Source organism: Nonomuraea deserti (assembly GCF_004348685.1).
Lineage (GTDB): Bacteria > Actinomycetota > Actinomycetes > Streptosporangiales > Streptosporangiaceae > Nonomuraea > Nonomuraea deserti.
On sequence record NZ_SMKO01000043.1, the window covers coordinates 11,780 to 31,258 of the forward strand.

General features: G+C 71.8%; 20 protein-coding genes. 12 read left to right on the forward strand and 8 right to left on the reverse strand.

Annotation, left to right across the window (positions count from 1 at the left end; genetic code table 11):
• Positions 1-48 precede the first annotated feature (48 nt).
• A complete protein-coding gene (locus E1292_RS18245) occupies positions 49-993 on the forward strand; it encodes an ATP-binding cassette domain-containing protein (RefSeq protein WP_132596412.1) in 945 nt (314 codons plus the stop codon).
• Positions 990-1,766: an ABC transporter permease gene (locus E1292_RS18250; RefSeq protein WP_132596413.1), complete on the forward strand. Its 777-nt coding sequence runs from the start codon at positions 990-992 to the stop codon at positions 1,764-1,766. Before E1292_RS18245 ends, E1292_RS18250 begins: the two co-directional genes overlap by 4 nt.
• A 238-nt stretch (positions 1,767-2,004) precedes the next feature.
• Here the strand turns inward: E1292_RS18250 and E1292_RS18255 are convergent, their stop codons facing one another.
• Together E1292_RS18255 and E1292_RS18260 are read right to left on the reverse strand one after the other, a co-directional pair.
• Complete coding sequence (locus tag E1292_RS18255; protein ID WP_132596414.1) at positions 2,005-2,613, reverse strand: TetR/AcrR family transcriptional regulator; 609 nt, start codon at positions 2,611-2,613, stop codon at positions 2,005-2,007.
• 7 nt (positions 2,614-2,620) lie between these two features.
• Positions 2,621-4,171, reverse strand: coding sequence for an MFS transporter (locus tag E1292_RS18260; protein ID WP_132596415.1), 1,551 nt, complete (start codon positions 4,169-4,171; stop codon positions 2,621-2,623).
• Positions 4,172-4,425: 254 nt separating this feature from the next.
• On the opposite strand from E1292_RS18260, the gene E1292_RS18265 reads away from it, so the two are divergent.
• Positions 4,426-5,412: an RpnC/YadD family protein gene (locus E1292_RS18265; RefSeq protein WP_246090179.1), complete on the forward strand. Its 987-nt coding sequence runs from the start codon at positions 4,426-4,428 to the stop codon at positions 5,410-5,412.
• On the opposite strand, the gene E1292_RS18270 is transcribed toward E1292_RS18265, so the two are convergent.
• Positions 5,405-6,910: an MFS transporter gene (locus E1292_RS18270; RefSeq protein ID WP_220446912.1), complete on the reverse strand. Its 1,506-nt coding sequence runs from the start codon at positions 6,908-6,910 to the stop codon at positions 5,405-5,407. The two genes, E1292_RS18265 and E1292_RS18270, sit on opposite strands and share 8 nt — an antisense overlap.
• A 134-nt stretch (positions 6,911-7,044) precedes the next feature.
• On the opposite strand from E1292_RS18270, the gene panB reads away from it, so the two are divergent.
• The gene (gene panB, locus E1292_RS18275) at positions 7,045-7,875 is read left to right on the forward strand and encodes a 3-methyl-2-oxobutanoate hydroxymethyltransferase (protein WP_132596416.1); all 831 of its coding nucleotides are present in this window, start codon (positions 7,045-7,047) and stop codon (positions 7,873-7,875) included.
• Positions 7,876-8,220: 345 nt separating this feature from the next.
• Here panB and E1292_RS18280 read toward each other — a convergent pair whose 3' ends face one another.
• On the reverse strand, positions 8,221-9,159 hold the full coding sequence (locus tag E1292_RS18280) for a serine/threonine dehydratase (protein WP_220446913.1): 939 nt from the start codon (positions 9,157-9,159) through the stop codon (positions 8,221-8,223).
• 46 nt (positions 9,160-9,205) lie between these two features.
• On the reverse strand, positions 9,206-10,378 hold the full coding sequence (locus E1292_RS18285) for a trans-sulfuration enzyme family protein (RefSeq protein WP_132596417.1): 1,173 nt from the start codon (positions 10,376-10,378) through the stop codon (positions 9,206-9,208).
• 60 nt (positions 10,379-10,438) lie between these two features.
• On the opposite strand from E1292_RS18285, the gene E1292_RS18290 reads away from it, so the two are divergent.
• Genes E1292_RS18290 through E1292_RS18315 form a run of 6 tightly spaced genes read left to right on the forward strand, consistent with a single transcriptional unit; the run spans position 10,439 to position 15,913 of the window.
• A complete protein-coding gene (locus E1292_RS18290) occupies positions 10,439-11,869 on the forward strand; it encodes an aminotransferase-like domain-containing protein (protein ID WP_132596418.1) in 1,431 nt (476 codons plus the stop codon).
• Positions 11,870-11,881: 12 nt separating this feature from the next.
• Positions 11,882-12,571 (forward strand): alpha/beta fold hydrolase, encoded by a 690-nt coding sequence (locus E1292_RS18295; RefSeq protein WP_132596419.1) that lies wholly within the window; start codon positions 11,882-11,884, stop codon positions 12,569-12,571.
• A 45-nt stretch (positions 12,572-12,616) separates the two neighbouring features.
• On the forward strand, positions 12,617-13,504 hold the full coding sequence (locus E1292_RS18300; protein WP_132596420.1) for an ABC transporter ATP-binding protein: 888 nt from the start codon (positions 12,617-12,619) through the stop codon (positions 13,502-13,504).
• Positions 13,501-14,220, forward strand: coding sequence for an ABC transporter permease (locus E1292_RS18305; RefSeq protein WP_132596421.1), 720 nt, complete (start codon positions 13,501-13,503; stop codon positions 14,218-14,220). The genes E1292_RS18300 and E1292_RS18305 overlap by 4 nt, the downstream gene beginning before the upstream one ends.
• A gap of 8 nt (positions 14,221-14,228) precedes the next feature.
• Positions 14,229-15,311, forward strand: a complete 1,083-nt coding sequence (locus tag E1292_RS18310; protein ID WP_165974606.1) for a sensor histidine kinase — start codon at positions 14,229-14,231, stop codon at positions 15,309-15,311.
• On the forward strand, positions 15,308-15,913 hold the full coding sequence (locus tag E1292_RS18315) for a response regulator transcription factor (protein ID WP_132596423.1): 606 nt from the start codon (positions 15,308-15,310) through the stop codon (positions 15,911-15,913). Before E1292_RS18310 ends, E1292_RS18315 begins: the two co-directional genes overlap by 4 nt.
• Before the next feature lie 45 nt (positions 15,914-15,958).
• Here the strand turns inward: E1292_RS18315 and npdG are convergent, their stop codons facing one another.
• Entirely contained in the window at positions 15,959-16,612 is a 654-nt protein-coding gene (gene npdG / locus E1292_RS18320; RefSeq protein ID WP_132596424.1) for an NADPH-dependent F420 reductase, read from the reverse strand.
• A gap of 115 nt (positions 16,613-16,727) precedes the next feature.
• Entirely contained in the window at positions 16,728-17,870 is a 1,143-nt protein-coding gene (locus E1292_RS18325) for a lipase family protein (protein ID WP_132596425.1), read from the reverse strand.
• 175 nt (positions 17,871-18,045) lie between these two features.
• Between E1292_RS18325 and E1292_RS18330 the strand changes: the two genes are divergently transcribed.
• On the forward strand, positions 18,046-18,624 hold the full coding sequence (locus tag E1292_RS18330; protein ID WP_132596426.1) for a hypothetical protein: 579 nt from the start codon (positions 18,046-18,048) through the stop codon (positions 18,622-18,624).
• A gap of 10 nt (positions 18,625-18,634) precedes the next feature.
• Entirely contained in the window at positions 18,635-19,279 is a 645-nt protein-coding gene (locus E1292_RS18335; protein ID WP_181958253.1) for a cyclase family protein, read from the forward strand.
• Here E1292_RS18335 and E1292_RS18340 read toward each other — a convergent pair.
• Entirely contained in the window at positions 19,276-19,479 is a 204-nt protein-coding gene (locus E1292_RS18340; protein ID WP_132596427.1) for a hypothetical protein, read from the reverse strand. The genes E1292_RS18335 and E1292_RS18340 overlap by 4 nt on opposite strands.

Genomic DNA, 19,479 nt, shown 5'->3' on the forward strand with positions numbered 1-19,479 from the left:
CGGGTTCCTCCTTGACTCACTCCTGGGATTCTGCATTACCTTGAAACTATGAACGTCATACACAGTACGCCATTAACAGAAGCTGTTCGCGTCAGAGGACTGACCAAGTCCTTCGGCGGCGCACGGGTGCTCGCGGGAATCGACCTGACCGTGCCCACCGGCTCCCTGCTGGCCCTGCTCGGCCCGAACGGCTCCGGCAAGACCACCACCGTGCGTATCCTGACCACCCTGCTCGCGCCGGACGGCGGCAGCGCCATCGTGGGCGGCCACGACGTCACCCGCGAGGGCGTCGCGGTGCGCCGCGTGATCGGGCTGACCGCTCAGCAGGCCACGGTCGACGGGCTGCTGACCGGCCGGGAGAATCTTGAGCTGTTCGCCGGCCTCTACCACCTCGGCGGGAGACAGGCCCGGCGGCGAGCGGCCGAGCTGCTCGAACGCTTCGACCTGACCGCCGCGGCCAACCGCCTGGTCTCCACCTATTCCGGCGGGATGCGCCGCCGCCTCGACCTCGCCGCGAGCATGATCTCCAACCCCAGGATCCTCTTCCTGGACGAGCCCACCACCGGGCTCGACCCGCGCAGCCGAGCCGAACTGTGGTCGGTCATCCGCGAACTCCTCGCCTCCGGCACCACCATCCTGCTGACCACCCAGTACCTCGACGAGGCCGACCACCTCGCCGACCGCGTCGTGGTGATCAACGGCGGGCGGGTCGTGGCCGACGACTCCCCCGCCGCGCTCAAACGCCAGGTCGGCTCGGAACGCCTGGTGATGCGCCTGTCGCTGGCCGACGACGTACCCCGCGCCGGGGCCGCGCTCGCCGACGCCCACCTCGACCCGGACGCCCGCGAGGTCACCGTGGCCGTCCAGGGCCCCCGGCACCTGCGCAAGACGCTGGACCTGCTCGACCACGCCGGGATCGGCGTCGAGCACGTGGCGTTGCGCGCCCCCACCCTGGACGACGTGTTCTTCGAGCTCACGGCGGCCGCGGCATGAGCGCCCTCGTCACCTCGGCCGGCGACCTGCGCCGCCTCGTCGTCCGCGACCTGCGCCGAGAACTGCGCGTCCTCGACGGCCTCATCGTGAACGCGGCACTGCCCGTGATCATCATGCTGCTCTTCGTGTACGTGTTCGGCGGCGCGATCACCACCGGCTCCAGCGGTCTGTCCTACATCGATTTCGTCGTCCCCGCCGTGCTGCTCATGTCAGGCGGGTACGGAGCCGCCCTGTCCGCCGTGAACATCTCCGAAGACCTGACCGGAGGCATGATCGATCGCTTCCGCACCCTGCCCATCAGCGGCTGGGTGGTGCCCGCGGGACACGTCGTGGCCTCGGTGGTGCGCAACGTGGCATCGTCCGCCATCGCCCTGCTCGCCGCGATCCTCCTCGGGTTCCGCCCCGACGCCACCCTCATCGACTGGGCTCTGGTGCTGGCGCTGGTCGCGGGATACGTCCTGGCGATGTCCGCTCTCGCGGTCGTGTGGGGGCTGCTGGTCAGCTCGACCCAGGCGGCGGGCGCGTTCAGCTTCGCGGTGCTCTTCCTGCCGTACGTCTCGGACGGCATCGTCCCGGCGGAGACGATGCCGGGCGTGCTGCGTGACTTCGCGTACAACCAGCCGGCCACACCGATCATCGAGACGTTGCGGGCACTGCTCCTCGACCGGCCCGTGGGCTCGTCGGGAGCGGTGGCGGCGGCGTGGCTGATCGGCGCGGTGGTGATCAGCGTCCCGGTCGCGGCCCTGCTCTTCCGCCGCAGAACCGCCGCCTGACCGCCGCCGTCCCACCTGGAACCAGGCAACCGACACCCCACGCTCGACGCGACACCTGAACACGGGCACAGACGTGACGCGGCCGCGGAACCCGCCAACGGCACAGAACTTGACGGGGGCGCAGGGCCCGGCAACAGCACAGGACCGGACGCGGCCGCGGGGCCCGACAACGGCATGAGGGCTGGTGCGGCCGCAGAACCCGGCATCGGCACCGGCCGGTCGAGGACCACCGGGTCGGTCAGGGGCGGGGCGCTATCCCTGCCATGACCACGTCGACGACCCGTTCGGCCAGGTCGGGAGCGAGCTCGCCCTCGGGCGCCCACTTGGTGTGCCAGAGCATCGTCCCCGACAGCAACGCCATGCCCATGTCGACATCCAGGTCGGGGTTGAGCTCGCCGGAGGCGATGCCGCGCTCGATCACCGCGCGCATCGCCTCCCTGCGAGGTGTGATGGCCCGCTTGACGAACCGCTCCGTCAGCCGCGGATAACGATCGGCCTCGCTCATCGCGATGTTCATCACGCAGCGACTGCGGGGCTGGGCCGACTCCCTGCGCATCGCGTCGAGCAGGCTGATCAGGTCGTCGCGTACCGAGGTGCCGCTGAGCTCCGGCAGCGGCGCCTTGAGCGTGGCGAGGGCGTCGACGACCAGATCTTCCTTGTTGGCCCAGCGCCGGTAGATCGTGGTCTTGCCGACGCCTGCCCTCGACGCGATCGCCTCGATGGAAAGCTCGGACACACCCATGCCTTCGCCGAGCAGGTCGAGGGTCGCCTCGATGATCGCCTTCTCGGCCTTCTCACTGCGCGGACGGCCCGCAGGGCGGGCAACCGCTGGTTCCTGGATCGTCATCGCGACCTCACACTGTAGCGGGTTCCCTCTGTTCCGTCTGCCGCAGGGGGCGCGGCTTGCCGGGCATCCACCTCGCCACGACCACGATGCCGAGCAAGCCGACCACCGCCGACACCATGGCCGTGACGTGCATGCCGTCGACGAACGCGGCGAACGCCGGCTTGATCAGCGCCTGTCCCTGCTCCCCCATAGCCTGGGCGACGCCCATCGTCCCCATGATCGACTCACCGGCGGCGTGCTGGGCGTCGGCGGGCAGGCCGGCCAGCACCGGCGCCATCTCGCCCCGGTAGCTGGAGGACAGCACCGAGCCGAGCACCGCCACGCCGAGCGCGCCGGCCAGCTGGCGGACGGTGTTGCTCATCGCGGACCCGACACCGGCCTTCTCCCTGGGCAGCGATTCCATGATGGCGGTGGTCGCGGGCGGCATGATGTTGGCCATCGCCGCACCCTGCACGAAGAAGACGATCTCGATCAGCACGATCGACGTGTTCTGGTCCATCAGAGCGTAGCTGCTCAGCGCCAGGGTCACCACGATCATGCTCACGGTCGCCGACAGCTTGGCCCCGAACCGCTCGTTCACCCGCTGGCTGAGCGGCGCGAAGATGAGCTGCGCCGCGGCGAACGGGATCATCAGCGCCCCCGCCTGCACCGGCGTGAACCCCAGCACGATCTGCAGGTAGAACGTCAGGAAGAACATCCCGCCCATCATCGCGAAGAAGACGATGCCCATCATGCCGATGGCCGAGCTGAAGCGGATGTTGGCGAAGTTGCGGACGTCGAAGACCGGGTGGTCGATGCGCCGCTCCCACCACACGAACACGCCGAGCACCGCCAGGCCGAACAGCGTCGGCACCAGCACTTCGGCGCTGGCCACGGTGGCGAGTTCGCCGCCGCGGATGATGCCGTACACGACGGCCACCAGACCGATGATCGACAGCGCCACGCCCAGGGGGTCGAGCCTGGACGGCTTAGGGTCACGCGACTCGGGCACGACCATGGAGATCAGGACCAGGCTGACCAGCACGATCGGCACATTGACCAGGAACACCGAGCCCCACCAGAAGTGCTCGATCAGCAGGCCGCCCGTGATCGGGCCGATCGCCACCGCGAGACCGACGCCACCGGCCCACACGCCGATGGCCTTGCCGCGCTCACCGGGCGGGAACACGTTGGAGATGATCGCCAGCGTGGCCGGCATGATGGCCGCGCCGCCGATGCCCATCGCCGCCCTCGCCAGGATCAGCTGCGTCGGATCCTGGGCATAGGCGCTGGCCAGCGAGGCCAGCCCGAACAACACCATGCCGATGAACAGCATGCGCTTTCGCCCTGTTCGGTCGCCGATCACGCCGAACGTGAACAACAACCCGGCGAACACCAGCGTGTACGAGTTGATGGCCCATTCGAGCTCGCTCTGCGTCGCCCCCAAGCCCACCGTCTCGTCGGCGATGGTCTTCATCGCGACGTTGAGGATCGTGTTGTCCAGCACGACGGCCAGCAGGCTGAACACCAGCACGCCGAGGATCGCCCATCGGCGTGGATGTCCCGTTCTCGGGTCCATGACAAGGTCCTTAATTTCGATACGTCTGAGTTTCGCAACGACACCGTAGCGCAATAAATTCCGATACGCAACGGTCCCGTTTCGTAAATAGGGGTGAACTGTGTGAGTCCTGAGGCCACGGCGGCCACGCCGACGCTCATTGCCAACCCCTCACACCGGCCGACGGGAGGCGTTCCCCGCCTCGACACTCACCGCGCAACCGACTGCGTGAGACGGCCATTCGCACGCGCGGACCACCACGTACGTGCTGAAACGTGCAGAAGATCGACACCCGTCGCCCCACAGTTCCGCCGGCGATCACGCGAATGCCCATCACGTTCAGTGATCTTCATGTGACAATGAGCGCCATGCCGTCCCCCCGACATGACACCCTCGTCAAGCTGTTCCACGATCGCCCCCAGCTCGTGGTGGAGATCCTGCGAGATCTCATGGGCGAGGACCTCCCCTGCACCCCGCTCATCCAGATCGAAAAGGCGACCTTCAACACCCGTAACTCCGACGACATCGAGGCCGACCTGGTCCTGACCCTGGGGCCGCCACAAAGCCTCACCCATGCCGTGATCGTGGAGATCCAACAGGACAAATCCAAAGAGCCCCGGCAACTGGCACGCTACGCCGCATCGCTGTGGCTGATGCTGAAGTGCGATGTCACCGTGCTCGTCATCTCCGCTGACCAAGGAGTGGCCGACCACTACGCGCAGCCCATCGACACCGGGCTCGCCGGCTACCGCTTCCAGGCGCGGGCGCTGGGGCCTGACGGCATTCCCGCCATCACCGACCCCCAGCAGGCCGCCGAACGCTTGGACCTGGCAGCCATGTCCGTCATGGTCCACGGCCTCAGCCGCAAAGTCGTCGAGGCATTCGCCATAGCCCTGGCGGACACGCGCGACGAACACGCTCCGAAGTACTATGAATACGCCTACAGCATGGCCGCGCCCGAAATTCGGCGCCTCATGGAGGAGATCATGACGTCCACCGACTGGCCCGTCTACAGCCCCTTCGCACGCGAGCACTATGGCCGCGGCCTGGAGGAAGGCCACAACAAAGGCAAAGCCGAAGGCCGGACCGCAGGTAAGGCGGAGGAAGCGGCCAGATCGGTGCTGCTCGTGCTGACGGCACGCGGTTTCGACATCCCGGAAGACACCCGCGCCCGGATCATCTCCTGCACCGACCTGGACCAACTCGAAACCTGGCTCACCTGCGCGGCCACCACGCAGAACCTTCACGACCTGTTCAACTGAAGTCAGAGGGGTCCTGACGTGCCGGAGCGTCCTCCACCAGGACTGGAGGCTCCGGCACCGGCGCAAAGGAGGCGTCCTTCTCCTGCGCCCGGACGACCACCTCTCCTTGCACGCCGGACATCCCCTCCACCGGCACCACGGCCACCTGCTCCACGTGCGCCGCGACAACCATCTCCACCGGCGCCGTGGCAACCGTCTGGACCGGCGCCGTGGCAGCCGTTTCCTCTGGCGTCCTGGCAACCGTCTCCACCGGTGTCCCGGCAACCGTCTGGACCGGCGCCGTGGAACCGCCCTCCGGCAGCTGCGCAGCCGGCCGGCTCGGCGCGGTGGAGGTCATCGGGCGGCGGCGCCAGAACGGGAGGGCGATCATCACCGTGGTCACCCCCGCCAGGCCGGCCACGGCGAACGCCCATGCCGGACCCGTTCCGTCGATGACGACCCCCGCGACCGGCGCCGAGACGGCACCACCCACGAGCAGCGCGGTGCCGTGGAAGCCCATCGCCTCACCCCTCGCCCCTGCGGGCACCCAGCGGGTGAGCACGTCGACGGTGGACGACAGGGAGGGCGCGCAGAGCATGCCCGAGGGCAGCAACGCCAGGACCAGCCAGTGCCAGCCGCCCCCCACCCACCCCACGGGAACGGTCAGCAAGCCCATGGCTCCGATGAGGAGCAGCGGCGAGAACCCGCGAGACAGGCCACCGTACAGGAAACCGCCGATCAGGGAGTAGACGGCCCAGACGGCCACGGCGAGGCCGACCCACGCTGTCTCGCCGGCGTGCTCCATGGTGGCGACCAGAGCGAGCTCGGCCGCCGTGAGCACGAACGTGGCCGCCGCGACCGTGCCGAGCAGAGCCACGAACGCCGGCGTGACCCACTGCCTCCTGGGCACCTGGACCGCCTGCTCCGCCGTCTCGTCGGCCGAGCGTGTGGGCGGGTTGAGCACGATCAGCGCCACACCCGCCGACGTCACCCCGAGCCCGATGACGGCCATCGTCGGGCCGCTGCCGAGCGTCGTGACCCCGGCCACCGCGAGCGCGGGACCGGTCATGTAGGACAGCTCGACCAGCATCGAGTCGAGCGCGAAGCCGCTGCGCCGCTGGGGCTCGGGCACCATGGCGGCCAGGCACTGCCGCGTCACGCTGAACACCGGCAGCCCCAGCAGCCCCGCCACCGCCGCCGCCACGGCGAGGACGGGGAACGGCAGCGCCCACGCGCACGCCCAGAACACCGCCTGCGCCACGGTCGTGACGGCGACCACGGGACGCAGCCCGTGCTTGTCGACGAACCTCCCCGCCAGCGGCGAGCCGATCGCCATGCCGATCGTGCTGGCCATGGTGACCAGCCCGGCCCTGGCGAAGCCCAGGTCGAGCGTGGTGGCGACGTGCAGGGTCAGCGCCATGCCCACCGCCGTGGACGGGATGCGCGCCAGCAGCCCCACGACCAGCAACGTGGGGAAACCCGGGATCCTGAGCAGGCGCCGGTAGGGGTCGAGAGCCATGGTGTGCGTTACCTCCGCGCTGATTCTGGCAAGAGGCCCCGACAGTTCTGCCACTGGTTTTCCGCGCGTGCCATCATCGGAGGAGTCCGGGGACGCCACCGGGGCGCCTCGAGACCTTCCTGGAGCGATGACACATGTCCTCTTCAACCACGCTGTACGGCGGCGCCGCCGGACGCCGCGTCACCGTCCGCGACCTCGCCGCCGCCAAGGAGCGCGGAGAGCGGTGGCCCATGGTCACCGCCTACGACGCGATGACGGCGAGGGTGTTCGACGCGGCGGGCATCCCCGTCCTGCTGGTGGGCGACTCGGCGGCCATGGTCGTCTTCGGCCACGACTCCACGCTCCCCGTCACGGTCGACGACCTGCTGCCGCTCACGGCGGCCGTCGTACGCGGCTCGTCGCGCGCGCTGGTGGTCGCCGATCTGCCGTTCGGGTCGTACCAGTCCTCTCCGCAGCAGGCGCTGGAGACGGCGGCGCGCTTCATGAAGGAGGCGGGCGCGCACGCGGTCAAGCTGGAGGGCGGCCGCCGGACCGTGCCCCAGGTCGAGGCGCTGGTCTCGGCGGGCATCCCGGTCATGGCGCACCTGGGCCTGACCCCGCAGTCGGTCAACGTCATGGGCGGCTACCGCGTCCAGGGGCGCGGCCAGTCGGGAGACGAGCTCATGTCGGACGCCAAGGACCTGGAGGGGGCCGGGGCGTTCTCGGTGGTGCTGGAGTGCGTGCCGGCCGATCTGGCGCAGCGGGTGACGACGTCGCTGGCGATCCCGACGATCGGGATCGGGGCGGGCCCGTCGACGGACGCGCAGGTGCTGGTGTGGCAGGACCTCATGGGGCTGACGCCGCGACCGGCCAAGTTCGTCAAGCAGTACTCGGACATGGCCGCCGAGATGGACCGCGCCGTCCGCGCCTTCGCCGCCGACGTCACCTCCGGCGCCTTCCCCGCGCCCGAGCACACCTACCGCTGACCCCGGCGCACCGGCCTCCCCGTCGGACCCGGCCTCCGCCGGGGCAGCATACGTCCGCGGCACGAACGACCGGCCGGACATGAACGTCCCCGACGAGAACGAACGGGTCCGACCGGCCGGGACACGAACCTCCTCCACATGCACGAACGGGGCCCGACCGGCCAGAACACGAACAACCCGGCACGAACGAACGGGCTGGACTGTCCGGGACATGAACGTTCCGGGTCTGGGCGTCCGTGCCGGGTGCGCACCCCGCGTCCCGGGGGGACCGCGCATGATCGTGACGCGCGCGCCGCGAGCCGCGCCGGCTCCGCTCGCCCCGGGGCCGGCGCGGCTCACGGGCAGTCAGGCGGCCAGGGTGGCGGGATCGGTGTTGGAGCCGCAGACGACGACCGCCACCCGCTCCCCCGGGCTCGGTGTGTAGACGCCCGACAGGAGCGCCGCGTACGCGGCGGCGCCGGCGGGCTCGGCCGCGATCCGGTGCCGCTGCCAGAGGGTGCGGCGGGCGGCCACGATCGCCTCGTCGGTCACCAGCGCGCTCTCCACCCTGGGCCCGGAGAGGATCTCGAAGGCCAGGCCGCCGATCTTGGAGGCGCCGAGCGCGTCGGCTCCCACACCGCTCACTTCGACGGGCACGGGCCGGCCCGCCTGCAGTGCCGCCCGCAGGGTCGGGATCTGCTCGGGCTCCACGGCGACGATCCGCGGCCCCGTCCCGGAAACGCTCGACACAGCCGCCGTGCCGAGCGTGACGCCGGCGGCGAAGCCGCCGCCGCCGACGGCCACCACCACCGTGTCCACACCACCGGTCTGTTCCACGATCTCCAGCCCGGTGGTGCCCTGCCCGGCGATCACCTCGGGCTGGTCGTAGGCGTGCACCGTCAGCGCGCCGGTCTCGGCGGCGCGTTTGGCGGCGGCCTCGGCGGCCTCGGCATAGATGGCGCCGGTCTGCGTGATGTGCGCGCCCAGCGCCTCGATCCCCGCCACCTTCACCGGGCTGGTCACTTCGGGGACGAAGATCTCGGCCCGCACGCCCAGTTCCCGGGCCGCGTACGCCACCGCCAGCCCGTGGTTGCCGCCGCTGGCCGCGATCACCCCGTCGGCGAGCGGCTCGCCCGCCGACAGGATGCGGTTGAACGCCCCGCGCACCTTGAAGGACCCGGAGTGCTGGAGCAGTTCGAGCTTGAAGAACAGCCCGGGTGAGATCTCGAGCACCGGGGTGCGGAGCGCGAGGCCGTCGATCCTCCTGGCGGCGGCCAGCACGTGTTCGTGGGCGACGGTGGTCACGTTGTCCCCTCGTTCGTCGTTGCAGATCTGATCGCGGAACCCGACCCTATGCCAGTGCCTGGGCGATGTCGGACCACAGGTCCTCGGGGTGCTCGATGCCCACCGCGATGCGCACCGTGCCTTCGCCGATGCCGCTGCGCGCCAGTTCCTCGGGGCTGAGCGACCGGTGTGAGGTGGTGGCGGGGTGCAGGATGAGCGTCTCGACGCCGCCCAGGGAGGGGGCGAGCAGCGCCAGGCGTACGGAGCTCATGAACTTCTCCCCGGCCGCGCGCCCGCCGGCCAGGTCGAACGCGAACACCCCGCCGAACCCCGGCAGCAGCTTGACCGCCAGCTCGTACGACGGGTGCGAGGCGAGCCCCGGCCAGTGCACCGCCGTCACGGCGGGGTGCTCGGCGAGCCGGACCGCCAGGTGGTGGGCGTTGGAGCAGTGGCGTTCCATGCGCAGCCCCAGCGTCTGCAGCCCGCGCAGCGTCAGCCAGGCCGCGAACGGGTCGGCCGAGGCCCCGAGCTCGATCGAGAAGTGCCACACCTTCTCGTAGAGTGCGGTGTCGGCGAAGACGGCGAGCCCGCCGACCACGTCGGTGTGCCCGGACAGGTATTTGGTCGTGGAGTGGACCACGACGTCCGCCCCGTGCTCGATGGGCCGGCAGAGCATGGCCGTGGCGAACGTGTTGTCGACCACGGACAGGATGCCCAGTTCGCGCGCGGCCGCGCACATCCCGGGCAGGTCGGCCACGAGGGTCATCGGGTTGCTGATGGTCTCCAGGTAGACGAGCCTGGTCTCGGGCCGCACGGCGGCGCGCAGGGCCGCGGGGTCGTTCTCCGGCACGTAGGTGACCGCGATCCCGAACCTGCCCGTCAGCTCGTTGAGCATGGCGGCGGTCCCGCCATAGAGGGATCGCTGCGCCACCATGTGGTCGCCGGGCTTGAGCAGGCCGAGCAGGACGGTGTTGATCGCGCCCATGCCGGATCCGGTGGCCACGGCTCCGGCGCCGCCTTCGAGCCCGGAGACGGCCAGTTCCAGGGAGCGGACGGTGGGATTGGTGTAGCGCCCGTAGACGAACGCGCCGTCGGGGCGGCCCATCGACGCGGCCATCACGGCGGGGTCCTCGAACACGAACCCCGAGGTCTGGTAGATGGGAACGCTGATCGGACGGCTGCCCTCGACGGCCGGCTGAGGCGGGTGCACGGCCCGCGTTTCAGGGCGGAATTCGCTCATAGGCTAAGGATCGCCCATAAAAGGGACTCGATGTCAGGGCCAATGCCGCAGAATTGGTCCATGAATGGGGCCAATCATGATGACCTCGTCGACCTGCTGGGCCGCTGGGCGTCGGGACGCGGGCCGCTGTACCTGCTGCTCGCCGTCAGGCTGCGGGCGCTGATCGACGACGGCGTGCTGCCGCCGGACGAGCCCCTCCCGCCGGACCGCGTGCTCGCCAGGCGGCTGGCGGTGGGCCGGGGCACCGTGGTGGCGGCGTACGACCTGCTCCAGCAGGAAGGGCTCGTGGTGCGCCGGCAGGGCAGCGGCACCCGGGTGGCCGCACTCGACCTGCCCGCGACGCGGTCCGCCGACGGCGTGGCGGCCAACCCGCTGCTGCTGCACATCCTGCATCCGCCGGACGGCGTGCGGCTGCTCACGTGCGCCGCGCCGCCAGACCCGCCGGAGGCGCTGTTCGAGGCGTACGCGGAGGCCGGGGCGCGGCTGGCCGGCCTGCGCGGCCTGGGTTACCAGCCGGCCGGCGATCCCTCCCTCCGGGAGGCGCTGGCCGCCTACTACAGCGGGCGCGGCGTGCCGACGACACCCGATGAGATCATCGTGACGACCGGTGCGCAGCAGGCGCTCACCCTGCTCGCCGGGCTGCTGCTGGCCCCTGGCGACACCGTGCTGGCCGAGACGCCGACCTACCCGGGTGCGCTGGAGGTGTTCAGGCACGCGGCGGCGGCCATCCGGCCGGTGACGGCGGAGCGGGCGGGCGCGGCCATGCGCGAGCGTCCCGCGCTGGCGTACTTCGTTCCCACCGCCCGCAACCCGGACGGCGCCGTCATGGACGTCCCGTCGCGCAGGCGGCTGGCCGCGCTGGCCGCGGAGCACGACGTGCCGCTGATCGACGACGAGGTCCGCGCCGAGTTGTGCTTCTCGGGTGAGACGCCGCCGCCGCTGGTGGCCTACGGGCGGGGTGAGCAGGTCATCACGGTCGGCTCCCTGAGCAAGCTCGTCTGGGGCGGGCTGCGCGTGGGCTGGATCCGCGCGGCGGCGCCGCTGGTCGCGCGGCTGGCCAGGCTGCGGGCCGTGCACGACCTCGGCGGCGAGGTCGTCAGCCAGCTCGCCGCCGTCGCCCTGCTCCGCCGCCTCGACGAGGTACGCGCCGCCCGCGTGCGCACGTTCCGCCGCCTCCACGACCATCTCCGCGCCGAGCTGCGCGAGCGCCTGCCGTCGTGGTCGTCCGAGCCCGCGCTCGGCGGCCAGACCCTCTGGGTACGGATCCCGCGGGGCGACGTCGGCTCCTTCGCCCAGGTCGCGCTCCGGCACGGGGTCGCGGTGCCGCCGGGCAGGTCGTTCGACCCCGCGGGCGGGCACGCCGACCACATGCGGCTGCACTTCCTGCTCCCCGAGGACGAGCTTTCGCGGGCGGTGAACGACCTCGCCGCGGCCTGGGCCGTTTACGACGGATCGGACAAATCGGTCTCCCGTAGGACCCTGGTCGTCTGACAAGGTGGGGTCATGGAGACGACCTTCGTACTCGTGCACAGCCCCGCGGTCGGGCCCTCGACCTGGGCTCCCGTGGCCGAGTCGCTGGAGCGCCGCGGGCATGCGGCGGTGGTGCCCGACCTGACCGGCGTGACCGCGGGAGAGGCGCCCTACTGGCCGCGGATGGTGGAGAAGGTGCGCGCGGCCACCGCCCCCGGCACCCGCGTGGTGCTGGCCGGGCACAGCAACGCCGGACTCTTCCTGCCGTTGATCAAGGAGGGGCTCGACGGGCGGGTGGTGGCCTGCGTGTTCGCCGACGCGCACCTCCCTCCGCGCGACGGGCTGGTCAAGGTCGCGGACGAAGGGTTCCTGCCGTTCCTGCGCGACCTCGCGGGCCCCGGCGGGATGCTTCCGCGCTGGACCGACTGGTGGGACGAAGAGGACGTGGTTGCCCTGCTGCCCGATCCCGCGGTACGCGTTCGGGTCGCGGCGGAGCAGCCGCGGCTGCCGCTCGACTACTACACGCAGTCCCTGCCCGTGCCCGCGGGGTGGGACGACGTCAGGTGCTCGCTGTTGTGGTACGGCCCGCCGTACGACACGATCGCCGAGGAGGCCGCGCGGCGCGGCTGGCCCGTGACCCGCCTGCCCGGCCAGCACCTGCACCAGGTGATCGATCCGGAGGGCGTCACCGACGCGCTGCTCAAGCTCTCCGGGAAGTCGTGAATTCTTCACTGCCGTCCGCGATCGCGTCCGGCGATAGTCGGATCCATGACAGCGATCGACGTGACCGGGCTCAGCAAGAGCCATCAGGGTTTCCCCGCGGTGAAGGACGTCTCGTTCGAGGTGGCCGAGGGCACGATCTTCGCGCTGCTCGGCAGGAACGGCGCGGGCAAGACCACGACGGTCGAGGTGCTCGCGGGTTTCCAGCGCGCCGACGGCGGCACGGTGCGGGTGCTCGGCCTCGACCCCTGGGCCGAGAGGGCCGCCGCGCGCCGGCGCGTCGGGATCATGTTGCAGGAGGCCGGGTTCTTCCCTGACCTGACGGTCGCCCGGACCGTCGACACCTGGCGCGACTTCACCGCCGCTCCTCGCCCGCGCGACGAGGCGCTGGAGCTGGCCGGGCTGGCGGGCAGGTCCGCCACGAAGGTGCGCCAGCTCTCCGGCGGCGAGAAGCGCCGGCTCGACCTCGCGCTCGCCCTGCTGGGCCGCCCCGACGTGCTGTTCCTCGACGAGCCGACGGCCGGCATGGACCCCGAGGCGCGGGCGACAACCTGGGAGGTCGTCCGCGACCTCGCCGGGCAGGGCACCACGGTCCTGCTGACGACCCACTACCTCGAGGAGGCGCAGCGCCTGGCCTCCGCCCTGGCGATCATGGACAGGGGCGAGATCGTGGCCTCCGGCGGGATGGCGGAGACGCTCGCGGCGCGGAGCGGGCGGGTGGCGTTCCGCATGCCCGCCCGGGTCCGTCCCGCGGACCTGCCGCTGCCGGTCACCCTGGAGGGCGGCAGCGCCGTCTGCCGCGCCGAGGATCCCGACCTCGCCGCGCAGACGCTCCTCAGCTGGGCCGCGTCGCGCGGCGTGCGCCTGTCCGGCCTGGAGGTCCGCACAGCGACCCTCGAAGACCTCTTCCTCGACCTGTCCAGGAGCGCCCGATGAGCATGGCCGCCACCTACCGTCTCGGCACCCGCCTGTTCTGGCGGGACAAGTCCATGGTGTTCGCCTCGGTGATCACGCCCGTCGGGCTGGCCGTGGGGATGCCCGCCCTCATGCGGAACGTGACCTCCGACGGCGCCGCCGCCGCCACCCACATCTTCCAGGGCACGCTCGCGCTGCTGCTGGCGATCACCGCGTTCATGAACGTGGCCGTCGCCCTGGCCGGCCGCCGCGACCAGCTCATCCTCAAACGGCTACGGGCGACCCGGCTGACCGACGCGCAGATCCTCACCGGCCAGATCGCCGGCACCGCCACCCAGGCCGTCGCCATGATCGTGCTGTGCACGCTGGCCGTGCACCTCGTGGCCGACGTTCCGCTGCCCGCGAACCCCCTCGCGTTCGCCACCGTCACGATCGCGGGCTCGGCCGTGCTGTCCCTCCTCGGCGCCGCGTACACGGCCGCGATCCCGCGCGCGGAGCTGGCGGCGGCGTTCACCACGCCGGTGTTCCTGGTGGCGGGCGTCTCCGCGGGCGCGATGGGCTCCATCCCGCTGCCCTCATGGCTGCGTCCCGTCCTCGACCTGCTGCCGACCACGGCCGTCGTCGACGCCGTCAGGACCGGCGACCTCGTCGTGCCCCTCCTGGTCCTGGCCGGGTGGACGCTGGCCGGGCTGGCCGCGATCCGGCTGTGGTTCCGCTGGGAACCCCGCAGGTCATAATCTTCCCTGTGATCTCGTCATCCGCGAGGCGGCTCGCGACCGGGCTGATCGTCGCCGTCTCATGCGCCTACACGATGATCGCGCTGCTCTACTTCCAGCATGGTGCGGGCTACGGCGTGCTGGCCGCGATCGCGATCACGGCCGTGGTCACCACCTACTCCCTCAACATGCGGGCAGCGCTGCGCGGTGGGCGCCCGCCGCTCTTCCCTCTCGCGCTCGTGCTCCAGGCGGTCGCCACCTACCTGCCCGAGCTGCTGCCCGGCGGCTGGTCTGCCGTGGCGGCCCCGATGCTGGCCGGAACCCTGCTGGTGTTCCTGCCGCTGCGCTGGGGCGGCGCGCTGGTGGGGCTCATGATGCTGTACGAGGGCGCCATCCTCTCCCTCAGCGGGGCCGCGCCCGTGATCGTCGCCTTCTACGTGGTCACCGTGCCCACGACGGGCGCGATGACGTACGCGCTGGTGCGGTTCGTCCGGGTGACGGCCGAGCTGGAGGAGGCCAGGGCCGAGCTGGCGGACGCCGCGGTGCTGAAGGAGCGCCTGCGCATCTCCCGCGACCTGCACGACGGGCTCGGCCGCAGCCTCACCGCGATCGCGCTCAAGGGCGACCTGGCCGCCCGTCTCATGGACGGCGACCCCGGCTCGGCCCGCGCGGAGGTGGGCCAGCTGGTGCAGGTGGCCAGGGAGGCGGCCAAGGACGTGCGGCAGGTGGCCAAGGGCTACCGGGCGCTGTCGCTGGCCGGTGAGGTCGACAAGGCGGTGGCGCTGCTGGAGTCCTCCGGGGTGGACGCTCAGGCGCACCTGGCCGACGTACCGCTCCCCAGGCGTTCCGAGGAGGCGCTGGCCTGGGCGGTGCGTGAGGGGGTCACCAACGTCCTGCGCCACAGCAGGGCCACGACGTGCACGATCACCACGTCGCTGCACGACGGGGCGCTCCGCCTCGAGGTGGCCAATGACGGCGCGCCGACCCGCTCAGGGCCGCGCGGCGGCGGGCTCACGGGCCTGGCCGAGCGGGCCGCGCAGGCCGGCGGCTCCTGCGCCGCCACCGCGACGGGGGCCGGCGGCTTCCTGCTGGCCATGGAGGTCGCGGCATGATCAGGGTGCTGCTGGCCGAGGACATGCACATGATCCGCGCCGCCCTCACCGCCCTGCTCGGCCTCGAATCCGACATCGACGTGGTCGCGGAGGTCACCCGCGGCGACGAGATCGTGCCGAGGGCCATGGAGACCCGCCCCGACGTCGCCGTCGTGGACATCGACCTGCCGGTCGTCGACGGCATCACCGCCGCCGCGGAGCTGCGCGAGCGCCTGCCGTCCTGCCGGATCCTCGTGCTCACCGCCATGGGCCAGCCCGGCCAGGTGCGCAGGGCGCTGGCCGCCGGCATCGAGGCGTTCCTGGTCAAGGACGCCCCCGGCGACCGGCTCGCGGACGCCGTCAGGCGCACCGCCGCCGGGCTGCGCGTGCTGGACGCCGAGCTGGTCTCGTCGGCGATGGAATATGGAGAGAGCCCGCTGACGCCCAGGGAGTCGACCGTGCTCAGAGAGGCGGCCCGAGGCGCGTCCGCCGAGGACATCGCCTCCCGCCTGCACCTGTCACCCGGCACCGTACGCAACTACCTGACCGGGGCGATCACCAAGACGGGCGCCCGCAACAAGATCGACGCCATCCGCATCGCCGAGGACGCCGGCTGGCTCTGAGCCGGATCCCCGGCGGCCAGCCGCCCGGCGCTTTCCTGCCGTGGGTCAGATGTCGGTGATGCGCAGTCCGGCGTGCGCCTTGTAGCGGCGGTTGACGGAGATGATGTTGGCGGTCAGCGCCTCCACCTGGTGGGCGTTGCGCAGCCGTCCGCCGTAGACGCCCCGCACCCCCGGGATGGCCTCGGCCAGGGCCTGCACCGTGCCGGTGGCCTCGCGGTCGTCGCCCAGCACCAGCACGTCGAGGTCCACCTTCTCCACCGACGGGTCCATCAGCACGACGGCCGACACGTGGTGGAAGGCCGCCACCACCCGGCTCTCGGTCAGCACCGCGGCGGCCTGCTGCGCCGCGCTGCCCTCCTCGACGGGCAGCGCGTACGCCCCCTGCTTGTCGAACCCGAGCGGGTTGACGCAGTCGACCACGATCTTGCCTGCCAGCTCGGCGCGCAGGGACTCCAGCAGCGCCTTGTGCCCTTCGTACGGCACCGCGACGATCACGAGGTCCGCCTGGGAGGCGACGGCGGCGTTCTCGTCGCCCGTCGCACCCGCCCCGATGGAGTCGGCCGCCTCCTGGGCTCGCTGGGCGCTGCGCGACCCGATGAGCACCCGATGCCCCGCCAGCGCGAACCGCCGCGCCAGCCCTTTGCCCTGGTCGCCGGTGCCGCCGAGGATGCCGATGGAAAGCCCGTTAACGTCAGTCATAGCCAGATCATGCCAGCTCCGCCCCTCCGTACCGGCAGCCGGGCTCGCCCCAAGCGAGCCCGGCGAGAAGGAACACCGGCGACGGCGGCGAACCCGGCGAGCCCCGCCCGGCGAGTCAGCAGTTGCCGGACGCGGGCAGCCCGTACATCCGCAGCGCCAGCCACTCGACGGCCAGCGGCCCGCCCTCGATGGCTCCGGTGACGTGGTCGGGCGCGGGCAGCGACACCCAGCGCACGGTCACCCCGGCCCGGCAGTACTCCGAGCGCAGCGTCGATGCCACCGAGAGCGGGATGATCTCGTCCCCGGTGCCGTGGTACAGGAACATCGGCGCCTGCGGGGCCGCGGACCCGAGCCGGTTCTCCGCCAGGCGCGCCTGCCACTTCGGCTGGCCGAGCAGGTCGATCGGGCTCAGGTCGGAGAAGCGGAGCCCGGCCAGCCTGTCCAGGTCGCCCACGCAGTCGTCGGCGGCGTCGGCGAGCAGGGCGCGGCCCCGGTCGTTGAGGTCGGCCTCGAGGTCGAGCTCGGGGTAGGCGGCGTCGAGCCCCACACCGGCGGCCGCGGCCAGCCCGAAGTCGTCGCCGCCGTCGAGGTGGTTCGCCACGGCGTACAGGTCGGCGGGGACGCCGCCGGCCGCGACGCCCTTGAGCCGCAGCTCGGGCGCGTACGCGGGCTGCAGCTGGGCGGCCCATCCGGCGGACGCGCCGCCCTGGGAGTAGCCCATGACGGCCACGGGCGCCCGGCTCGACAGCCCGGCGCCGGGCACACGGGTGGCCGCCCTGATCGAGTCGAGCACGGCGTGCCCCTGCGAGATCCCGGCCATGTACGTGTGCGGCCCGGGCGTGCCGAGCCCCTCGTAGTCGGTCATCGCGACCGCGAACCCCTTGAGCAGGAACAGGCTCACCAGCGCGAGCTCGGCCTCCCGGCCCTGGCTCATGGCGGCGGAGGGGGCGCACTGGTCGCCGAGCCCGTGGGTGCCGACGGCGTACCCGACGATCGGGCGCGTGCCGAACGGGTAGCGGCCCTCGGGCACGAGCAGCGTGCCGGAGACCGTGCTGAGCGAGCCGGTGGCGGAGGTGGAGTGGTAGAGGACGTGCCAGGCGTTGACCGGCACTTCGAGCAGCCTGCCCGGCAGCAGGTAGACGGTGGCGGGCTGGGCCGAGACCACGTCGCCGGCGGTCGCGGCGCGGGCGGGGGTGGTGATGAGGGACATGATCGATAACAGGATCACGGACATGCTGACGCGGACACGTGAGGTCATGTGCCGCCCCTCTCCTTGAGGATCACACGCTCGGGGACGGCGGCGCCGCGAGCCCGATCGTTACTTGCAAGTAACCCTCTGTCAAGGCCCGATTTGACTGGTAGATCCGCCTCGTGTCCGCACGCCACTCCCGAATCAGCCACCCCGGAAGTACGACGTCGGGCACCATGGGTGGATGGACTCAGGATCGGTGGCACTCCTGCGCGAGCTCCTGGCCGACACCGGCTGGATCGACCGCGCGCGCGAGCTGGGGCTCGCCCTGCGCGCCACCCGCTCGCCCGGCGGCCTGCTGCTGGTCGGCCCGCCCGACGACGAGCCCTGGCACCTGACCGCGCATCTCAGCGACGAGGCCAGATACTCCGGGCTGACGCAGCTCGCACCCACCCTGGTGCGCTGGACACCGCCGACCGACGCTCCCCCCCACCTGCGCGTCGGCCTCGACCGCCTGGAGCGGGCGGCCCGGGGCGAGACGTTGTTCGTGCTGGCCGAGGAGCAGGCCCCGGTCCCGCTGCTCGAACGCGTCGACGACGCGCGGCGCTCGGGCGCGACGATCCTGGCGATCGAGGGCGGCGACGCCGAGCTGACCGGCCTCGCCCACGACGCGATCGCGGTGCCGCGCGGCGGGCTGGTGACGTTCGACGGCGCGCAGCACCTGGTGAGCGCGGCGGCCGGCGAGGTGGAGCGGCGCCCGGGGCTGCGCCAACGCCTGGCCCGGCTGCTGGAGAAGGTCAGCGGCCCCCAGGTGACCGACTAGGAGGTGCCGCGTGATCATCGAGCTCAGCCACCGCATCGTCGAGGGGATGACCACCTGTCCCGGCGTCCCCGCCCCGGAACTCGGGGTGCACCTGAGCCGGGAGGACTCGCGCAGCGTGTACGCGCCGGGCACGGAGTTCCACATCGGCGTGATCACACTGGCCGCCAACACCGGCACCTACGTGGACACCCCGCACCACCGCTACGCCGGCGGCGACGACCTCTCGCAGGTGCCGCTGACGAAACTGGCCGACCTTCCCGGCCTGGTGATCCGGGCCGGAGGGCAGCGCGCGGTGACCCTGGACCGGGCGCTGGACGTACGCGGCCGGGCCGTGCTGATCCACACGGGATGGGACCGCCACTTCGGCACCGACGCCTACGTCCACGGTCACCCGCACCTCGTGCCCGAGTCGGCGGCCTGGCTGGCGGGGCAGGGTCCGGCGCTGGTCGGGATCGACTCGCTCAACATCGACGACACCCCGCCGCACGGTGAACGCCCCGCCCACTCGATCTTGCTGCGCGCGGGGATCCCCATCGTCGAGCACCTGACGGGGCTGGACGAGCTGCCCGACGAGGGTTTCCGCTTCCACGCCGCGCCGCCGATGATCGCCGGCCTGGGCACGTTTCCCGTCAGGGCCTACGCGGTCGTGCCCTAGTCGTCGTCCTCCTCGGCCTCATCCCATGCCTTGTTGCGGTCGGCGGCGCGCTGCAGCGCCCCGGCGGCCTCCTGCTCGGACGCGTAGGGCCCCATCCGGTCCTTGTTGGGACACCCCTTGTCGGGCTCGACCCTCATGTGCTTGAGGCAGAACCACCACTGGCCTTCGCTCACGGGGTCAATTCTGCCCCGTAGACTCAT